The sequence below is a fragment of the Microcystis sp. M_OC_Ca_00000000_C217Col genome (assembly GCF_007095585.1).
In the GTDB taxonomy this organism is placed as follows: domain Bacteria; phylum Cyanobacteriota; class Cyanobacteriia; order Cyanobacteriales; family Microcystaceae; genus Microcystis; species Microcystis panniformis.
In genome coordinates this window covers 23,268-32,039 of sequence record NZ_SFBV01000038.1, presented here as the reverse complement: position 1 = coordinate 32,039, position 8,772 = coordinate 23,268, and the positions used below count along the sequence as shown (strand labels likewise).

General features: G+C 46.5%; 4 protein-coding genes and 1 pseudogene. 4 read left to right on the top strand and 1 reads right to left on the bottom strand.

Annotation, left to right across the window (positions count from 1 at the left end; genetic code table 11):
• Nucleotides 1-65 precede the first annotated feature (65 nt).
• Nucleotides 66-1,277: pseudogene (locus EWV66_RS02130) on the bottom strand (RNA-guided endonuclease InsQ/TnpB family protein).
• 1,397 nt (nucleotides 1,278-2,674) lie between these two features.
• On the opposite strand from EWV66_RS02130, the gene kdpA reads away from it, so the two are divergent.
• Genes kdpA through EWV66_RS02110 form a run of 4 tightly spaced genes read left to right on the top strand, consistent with a single transcriptional unit; the run spans nucleotide 2,675 to nucleotide 8,603 of the window.
• Nucleotides 2,675-4,420, top strand: coding sequence for a potassium-transporting ATPase subunit KdpA (kdpA, locus tag EWV66_RS02125; RefSeq protein WP_287107855.1), 1,746 nt, complete (start codon nucleotides 2,675-2,677; stop codon nucleotides 4,418-4,420).
• A gap of 15 nt (nucleotides 4,421-4,435) precedes the next feature.
• A complete protein-coding gene (kdpB, locus tag EWV66_RS02120) occupies nucleotides 4,436-6,595 on the top strand; it encodes a potassium-transporting ATPase subunit KdpB (RefSeq protein WP_052278285.1) in 2,160 nt (719 codons plus the stop codon).
• Entirely contained in the window at nucleotides 6,595-7,695 is a 1,101-nt protein-coding gene (locus EWV66_RS02115) for a HindVP family restriction endonuclease (protein WP_287107854.1), read from the top strand. Before kdpB ends, EWV66_RS02115 begins: the two co-directional genes overlap by 1 nt.
• On the top strand, nucleotides 7,692-8,603 hold the full coding sequence (locus EWV66_RS02110; protein ID WP_287107853.1) for a DNA cytosine methyltransferase: 912 nt from the start codon (nucleotides 7,692-7,694) through the stop codon (nucleotides 8,601-8,603). The genes EWV66_RS02115 and EWV66_RS02110 overlap by 4 nt, the downstream gene beginning before the upstream one ends.
• Nucleotides 8,604-8,772 lie beyond the last annotated feature (169 nt).

Below are 8,772 nucleotides of genomic sequence, written 5' to 3'. Positions count from 1 at the left end.
AGTTGTCATCTGCTGAGGATTAAAGTGCGTACTCAACCCAGTTAGGGTTACTCAACAGAGGCCAGTCATCCCCCTATTTCTAGGTTTCGACTGAACGAATCGCACTTAATTGCGGCGTTTACATCCCTATCATGGAAAGTCCCACAAAAAAGACATTCCCACTCGCGGATATTTAACGCCTTTTTCCCGCCAATATTCCCACAACAGGAACATCTTTGGCTAGTTGGCTCCCATCGGGAAATTATCCGAAAATCACGCCCATATTTATCAGATTTTGCTGATAGTATATCTCGAAAAGAACGCCATCCTCAGTCTGATATGGCACGGGATAACTTACGATTTTTAACCATTCCTGATGTGTTTAAATCCCCTAAAATTATTGTTTGATTTTCACGAACAACTCTAGGGGATAGTTTATTCAAAAAATCAGTGCGAGTGTCTTTAATCTTTGCGTGGATTTCAGCCACTTGTTTTCTGGCTTTTTCCCGTCGTTTACTTCCTTTCTGTTTTCTAGAAAGGTTTTTCTGTGCCTTTCTTAGTCGTTTTAATCGTTTCTTGAACGGTTTTGGTGCGTTGAACTTTTCCCCTGTTGAAAGAGTCGCAAAGGTAGCAATCCCTAGATCGATCCCTATGGTTTGCTTGTTATCTGGCAAAGTTTCAGGACGAATCTCGACAACGAAACTGAGAAAGTATCGATCTGCTGCGTCTTTAATCAAGGTGACGCTAGAAGGTTTAGAGGGTAATGGACGGCTCCAAACGACTTTAAAATCACCGATTTTTGCCAAAGTAACGTGGTGTTGATTAACGGTAAAACCATTGTCAGTAAATCTTGCCGATTGTTGAGATTTACGTTTTTTAAACTTGGGAGGTTTTACTTTTTTTCCCTTCCTTTCTCCCTGACAAGATGCAAAAAAGTTAGAATAGGCTGTCTCTAAATCTCTCAAAGACTGTTGTAAAGGAATAGAATAAACCTCAGTTAACCACTTTCTTTATTCTGTTTTTTTAGTCTGAGTTAGTCTTTTGGAAAACTCGGTATATTTTGGCTTTTTTTCTCCTTGTTGATAAGTAGTCATGCAAAATTAATTACCTGCCCGATCGAGCTAAAACCCTTACGGGGCAATGATCGTCATGTGTAAATAATTTTGCCTAGGTACTTAGAGTTCTTGGCAGTAAGCTAAGGTATCGTTCCAGACAACACGCACGCACCCGAACAACTGAGACAAAAGCTTTTTTTGTTGGTCTGTTGGGTAAAGGCGATATTGATACCTTGCTTTCATTGTTGGTTTAAAATGTGTCTATCTGTACTCTATTTTAACTAGGTCTATCAATAATGTCAAGTCGGTCAGTAATCAGTAATCAGTAATCAGTAATCAGTGATCAGTGATCAGTAAAAAGACAGTACCGATGCAACAAGTTACACCGTCAAGGATGAAAGTAGTACCTACTTCCCACTTCCCACTTCCCACTTCCCACTTTCAAGTCAGTAGGAAAATTCTATTTAATACTGCACACTTAAAAAATCACATCTGATAACTTACCCACTGATAACTGATAACTGATAACTGATAACTGATAACTGATAACTGATAACTGATAACTGATAACTGATAACTGATAACTGAGAGGTGCGCCACTGGAAGTTCTCAGATGCTCTATTAAAGATCAAGAAAAGCCGTCGTTTCACGACGGGGTTTTAACCAAAATTTTCGATAAAAATTGCTGTAGAAAGAGCAATAACTGATATGCTCGATGACCTAAAATTCTATTATGTAGCGCAGACAGAAGTGGAAGATGAAGAAAATATTCCCACGGAACCAAATTCTGAAAGGTGGGATAGCAGTTATTTTAATGGCTAGGTACAGAGTCTTCCTTTTCAGGAGTTAGCAGCTATTATTCAGAGGATAATAACCCATGAGTTTATAATTTATTCCTATAAGAAATGTTGTAAATCTCTGCTCAGAAATAGAATCGGTCGGTGAGTCTGGCGGAAAAATTATCTTAAGTACCTAAGCAAAATTAATTACACATCCAAGCCGTCACCCGTCAGCCAAACGCTTTTTGTTGTGATCAGTAAACAGTGAACTAAAAATTCAAATCTGATCCCTGATAAGTACCTAGGCAAAATTAATTACACATATCTAACCCCCCCTTTGCCTCTTGCCTCTTGCCCTTTGCCTTTCTTCACTAGGAAATTTATTTTGCACGACTACTTAGCTGTCTCGGAGTCCCCCGTCTCCTGTCTCGGAGTCTCCTGTCTCGGAGTCTCGACTAGGAAATTAATTTTGCACGACTACTTATAATACTAAATCCGTTAAGTATAGGTAACATATCAGGATAGGCACTCATGCAAGAGGCAAGAGGCAAAAGGGGGAATAGATAATCAGTTTTTAATAACTGGATTTAGGATAATTGCTAATTGTTGGTATTGCTGCATAAGTGCGTAAAAGCTGATAGGATAACGAACGGAAAAAATATAGCTTGTCAAGGTGCAAGAAATCGCTACAATCATTACCAGCAGAGGCGATAGTAACCCCTCGATCATCCACTGGTTAACGAGCGCTAATGATTAGACAAACTTGGTTTTCTCAAGCGGTTTCGAGACAGCGAACCCGTGATTTTCCCGGTCGATCATTGATCGAGCCTCCACGGGCTTTTTTTTGGAGTTGATCGAACCATGTTGCAAGGATGGATTCAAATCGCGCTCACGATCCTGATAATCGTGGCAATCACCCCCTTTTTCGGGCGCTATATGGCTAGGGTGTTCATGGAACGGAGAACCCTACTCGACCCACTGTGCGATCGAGTCGAGAGTCTTCTTTACACCTTCGTCGGGGTGAAAGGGAAAGAGAATATGACCGGCTGGCAGTACGCCCGCGCCGTTCTCTACAGTAACGCAGTAATAGCAATTCTGGTTTTTTCCCTGATTGCGGGCCAAGGAGTCCTTCCCCTCAACCCGACGGGGATCCCCGCCCCCACTTGGGACACCACGCTACATACGACGATTTCCTTTATCACCAACACCGACCAACAGCATTATTCCGGAGAAACCACCCTCAGCTACGGGAGTCAGATCTGGGGACTCGGCTACCAAATGTTCACCTCGGCCGGAACCGGTCTAGCGGTGGGGATCGCCTTTATTCGGGGACTGACGGGGCGACCGTTGGGCAATTTCTACGTCGATCTGATCCGAGCGATCACCCGTATCCTCTTACCGCTCTCGATCGTGGGAGCAATTGCCCTGATCATCGCCGGAGTCCCAGAAACCCTCGCCGGCCCGGCGATCTTGCCGACGCTAGAAAACCCCAACCTGAGTCAGGCGATCGCCCGTGGTCCAGTGGCCCACTTCGAGATCATTAAGGAATTGGGAGAAAACGGCGGCGGCTTTTTTGCCAGCAACTCGGCCCACCCCTTTGAAAACCCGAACGGATTCGTCAATCTGGTGCAGTTGGTGGCGATTCTCTCGATTCCCACCTCCCTGATCTATACCTACGGTATTTTCGCCGATAATCTCAAGCAAGCTCGGTTAATCTATCTAATTCCCCTCGGTATCTTCATCGGCTTTACGATCATCACCGCAATCGGGGAATATAACGGCAACCAGGCGGTTAACTCCCTGCTGGGGGTCGATCGAGCGGTTAACTTCGAGGGGAAAGAAGTACGCTTCGGTTGGGCGCAATCGGCCCTGTACGCGGTAACTACCACAGCCACCATGTGCGGTGCGGTGATCGCCATGCACGATTCCTTGATGCCGAACGGCGGCTTCGCCACCCTCTCGAATCTCTTCCTGCAAATCGTTTTCGGCGGTCAGGGAACTGGCACCGCCTACCTGTTTGCCTATCTAATCCTCGCGGTATTCGTCACCGGGTTGATGGTGGGACGAACCCCGGAATTCCTCGGGCGCAAAATTGAGAAACGGGAAGTGGTGTTAGCGAGTTTTTTAATTCTGCTGGTTCACCCGATCGCCATCCTCATCCCTGGAGCGATCGCTCTTGCCTTTCCTGACTTTCAGGGCATCAGTAACCCCGGCTTTCACGGATTATCTCAAGTTATCTACGAGTACGCTTCCGCCGCCGCCAATAACGGATCGGGCTTCGAGGGACTGGGGGACTCCCAACCCGCACCGCTCGCGATCGCGGCTGGGGCGAAACCGACGATGACCGCTCTCTGGTGGAATCTCAGCGCCTGCTTCAGTTTATTGGCCGGACGGTATATCCCGATCGCTGCCCTGCTCTTGTTAGCCGATGGGATGTCCCGCAAACAACCAGTTCCCGCCACCACCGGAACCCTCCGCACCGATACCGGACTCTTTACCGGCGTGACGGCGGGGGTGATTTTAATTCTCGGTGCGCTGACTTTCTTGCCGATATTGTCCTTCGGTCCGATCGCGGAAGCCTTTCAAATCACCCGGATGATCGGCTAGGAGTTTAGATAATTTATGAGAACGAACAAAGGAAATTCCAAATCCCCCCGACCGTTGCGAGTGCCGAGAGGTCGCCGGGACGACCGGCGCCATACCCCCAAGGTAAACCGGACCGGTCTCTATCAAAGCGCGATCCGGCAGTCCTTTCTCAAACTCGACCCGCGCATCGCCGTGCGTAACCCTGTCCTATTCGTGGTCTGGTTGGGAACGATCGTCACGGCCCTGGTGACGATCGACCCGTATCTATTCGGCACGATCGCTGGGGAGAAGGGACAACAACGGCTACTTAACGGCATCATCACCCTGATCCTCTTCTTAACCGTGCTGTTTGCCAACTTCGCCGAGGCGATCGCCGAGGGACGGGGAAAAGCCCAGGCCGATGCCCTGCGATCGACCCGCAGCGACACGATCGCCCGAAAAATCCTGGCCGACGGTTCGATCGAGTCGGTCAGTTCCACGGCCTTGGGTCGGGGCGATCGGGTAAAACTGCTGGCTGGGGACGTGATTCCCGCCGACGGGGAAGTGATCGAGGGAATCGGTTCGGTGGATGAATCGGCGATCACCGGAGAATCGGCCCCGGTCCTCAAACAACCCGGCACCGACATCGCCAGTTCCGTCACCGGTGGTACGCGGCTTCTCTCGGACGAGTTGACAGTGCGGATCACCCAAGACCCCGGCCAGGGTTTTATCGATCGCATGATCTCCCTGGTGGAAGGGGCCGAGCGCACGAAAACCCCCAACGAGATCGCGCTGACGGTACTTCTAGCCGTGTTAACCCAAGTCTTTTTAATTGTCGTCGCCACGATTCCGCCGATTGGGAACTATATCGCTGGTTTTCTGGAAACGAGCCTCAGTCCTGCGGTGGCGAATACCTTTCGGGCCGGCTCCAGTATCGCCATCTTGATCTCCCTCCTCGTCGCCCTCATTCCCACGACGATCGGCGGTTTATTGAGTGCGATCGGCATCGCTGGGATGGATCGTGTGGCTCAGTTTAATGTCATCGCCACCTCTGGACGCGCCGTGGAAGCCTGCGGTGACGTAAATACCCTCCTTCTCGACAAAACGGGAACAATCACCCTCGGCAACCGGCTGGCTGACGAATTTATCCCCGCCAACGGTCATAACCTCGAGGAATTAGCCCAGGTCTGTCTAGCGGCCAGCCTTTTCGACGAAACCCCGGAAGGACGCTCGATCGTTACCTTAGCCCGGAATTTGGGCGCAAACCCCGATATCGATGGCCAACCCGGTGAGGCAATCCCATTCTCGGCTCGTACCCGCATGAGCGGCACCGATAGGGACGGGGAGGAATACCGCAAGGGGGCCGTAGAAGCGATTAAAGGTTTCGTCCGTTCTAGGGGTGGTTCCGTTCCCGCCAGCCTCGATCAGGCACAGGAAAGGGTTTCCCGTTTGGGGGGAACTCCCCTGGCCGTCTGTCGGGGTAACGATATCTACGGGGTGATCTATCTCAAAGATATAGTGAAACCAGGATTAAAAGAGCGTTTCGACCAATTACGGCGCATGGGTGTGAAAACGATCATGCTCACCGGCGACAACCAGATCACGGCCTCGGTGATCGCGGCGGAGGCGGGGGTGGATGATTTTATCGCCGAGGCTACCCCGGAAGATAAGATCGAGGTGATCCGTCGCGAGCAATCCCAGGGCAAGTTAGTTGCCATGACGGGGGACGGCACTAACGACGCACCGGCACTGGCCCAGGCTAATGTCGGTGTGGCGATGAACTCTGGAACCCAAGCGGCGAAGGAGGCGGCTAATATGGTGGATCTCGATTCCGACCCGACCAAGCTGATCGATTTAGTGACCATCGGCAAACAGTTATTAATTACCCGCGGCGCCCTGACCACGTTTTCGGTAGCTAACGATATTGCTAAGTATTTCGCCATTATCCCGACGATTTTCGCCGCTGCCGGGATCGGTGCTTTAAACATTATGGGTTTGAAAAGCGCTCAATCGGCGATCGTCTCAGCCCTGATCTACAATGCCCTGATTATCCCCGTTTTGATTCCCCTAGCACTTAAAGGCGTTCAATTTCGCCCGCTCACCGCCGACCAACTATTGCGGCGCAATATCCTCATCTACGGCGTGGGAGGCGTGATCGCGCCGTTTATTGCTATTAAGATTATTGATGAGATAATTTCAGCGATCGGGTTGAGGTAATGGGAAAATCGGCAATATTTAAGCCTAGTTTATTCGGATTGAAGCACTCGAATCGGGATTTTAGCCAAAAAGAAACATGGGGTAAAAATCAATTTAACTCCTCATTTCCAGCTTCTTTGTGCGCTTACTTGGATGGGAAAGGACTGAAAAATGTCTATCTGAAACTCGATGAAAATTTAAAAGTTCAACCGGCGGAGTTAAGTACACAAGAGTTATACGGTCTAGCTCCCGATTCCGATAATTTATTTTATGCTTTCGAGAGTCAATTTACGCCGTATAATCAATTTGTAATCGGTAGTTTGCCTAGAGTCGATCTAGTAACCCAGAGAATCGATAACGGTAATTGTCTTCGAGGTCTGGAAATTAAATTAACCGCTTTACCAGACAATACAACTTGTGACTTAGAAGATATTCGTTATGGATGTGAAATAGTGGTTAGACCAGATACCATTGTGTATCTCGCCTGTAGTATAATTAATCACATTAGGCAAAATATACAAAAATTACAGGAGATTATCGGTAGTGATTTCGATTCTATTCAAGACTGGACAGAACCGAGAGAGGTAATGCCTTATTTACTATCAATAGTTGGCGTTATTGACCGACTATCGCTTGATTTATTGCCCTATCAACAACCATTTTTAATACAGCCTATCTGGAAAACGGAAGGCAAATCTTCAAAATTGGCAGAGCAATGTTTAGATGTGTTCGTTTGGAGCGATCTAGCTTTCACTCGGCTATTCGTAGATCTGACTAAATTTGAAGCGAGAATAGAAAAAAGTATTTCCAGACAAATACGTTCTGCGATATGGCTGTTCAAAATGCTTGACGATTTCAGCAAACAGGAGCGCATCAATCATAGAAAAATAATCGATCAACTTTCTTACAATACAAAAAACGATAAAGCGTTTGCATTAAGCGGCAAAATTACCAACCGGTATATGCGTTCAGAAATTTTGCATCGACCCAGAATTAACAAGTCAGAAATCAGAGAAATTATTTTAGGAGGTGGACAAAATTTATTGAGTCCTGAAAGGCGATTTGATGCTATTATTTATAATTCACCCGATTTGTTTAATTTAGGGGAGGGAGCAAAATGATCACAATCGATTTATTCGCTGGTTGTGGTGGTTTATCTTTAGGTTTCCAGAAAGCGGGGTTTACTATTGTGGCCGCATTTGATAATTGGATACCTGCTATAGATGTCTATAGAAATAACTTTAGTCATCCGATATTTAATGTCGATTTATCTAGAGAATCTAGCCAAGAAATATTTGCTCAATATAATCCTGAGATTATTGTCGGCAGCCCTCCTTGTCAAGACTTTTCCAGTGCTGGGAAGAGAGACGAGGGTTTAGGACGAGCGAATCTAACGCTCACATTCGCCGAAATTGTAACTGGAGTAAGTCCGCAATGGTTTGTTATGGAAAATGTGGATAGAATTGAGAAAAGTAAAATACTCATTCAAGCAAAACAAATTTTTAAAAGCCATGGTTATGGTTTAACTGGAAAAGTTATTAATTCTTGTTACTGCGGAGTTCCTCAAACTAGAAAAAGATATTTTCTGATCGGTAAAATGAACGAAGAAGATGATTTTTTGATCGATGAAATCAATAACAATTTATCAAGTCAACCTCTGACTGTATTTGACTATATGGGCAAAGAATTAGATATAGAATACTATTATAGACATCCTAGAAGCTATCAAAGAAGGGCGATATTCAGTATTTATGAACCTAGCCCTACTATTCGAGGAGTAAATCGACCAGTTCCCAAAACCTATCGACAACATCCCGGGGATGCTTGTCATCTTAAGGAAAAATTAAGACCGTTAACAACAATCGAGCGAAGCTATATTCAAACTTTTCCTAAAGACTTTATTTTTGCTGGAACAAAATCTAATCTAGAACAAATGATTGGCAATGCTGTCCCTGTTAATTTGGCCAGATATGTGGGCCAATGTATTCTTAACTATGAATTGAAAAAGGGGAAAAAGACAACCTATTGACAACTATAGCTAAGTAAGTGGTTATAATTAAATTGAAAATAGATTTTGTCTTTGATCCCCCCTTAATCCCCCCTTGATAAGGGGGTGTCGATCCCCCCTTAATCCCCCCTTGATAAGGGGGGTGTCTGATAATTTTTAACGCCTACCTACTTATTTTCTTGATTTACTG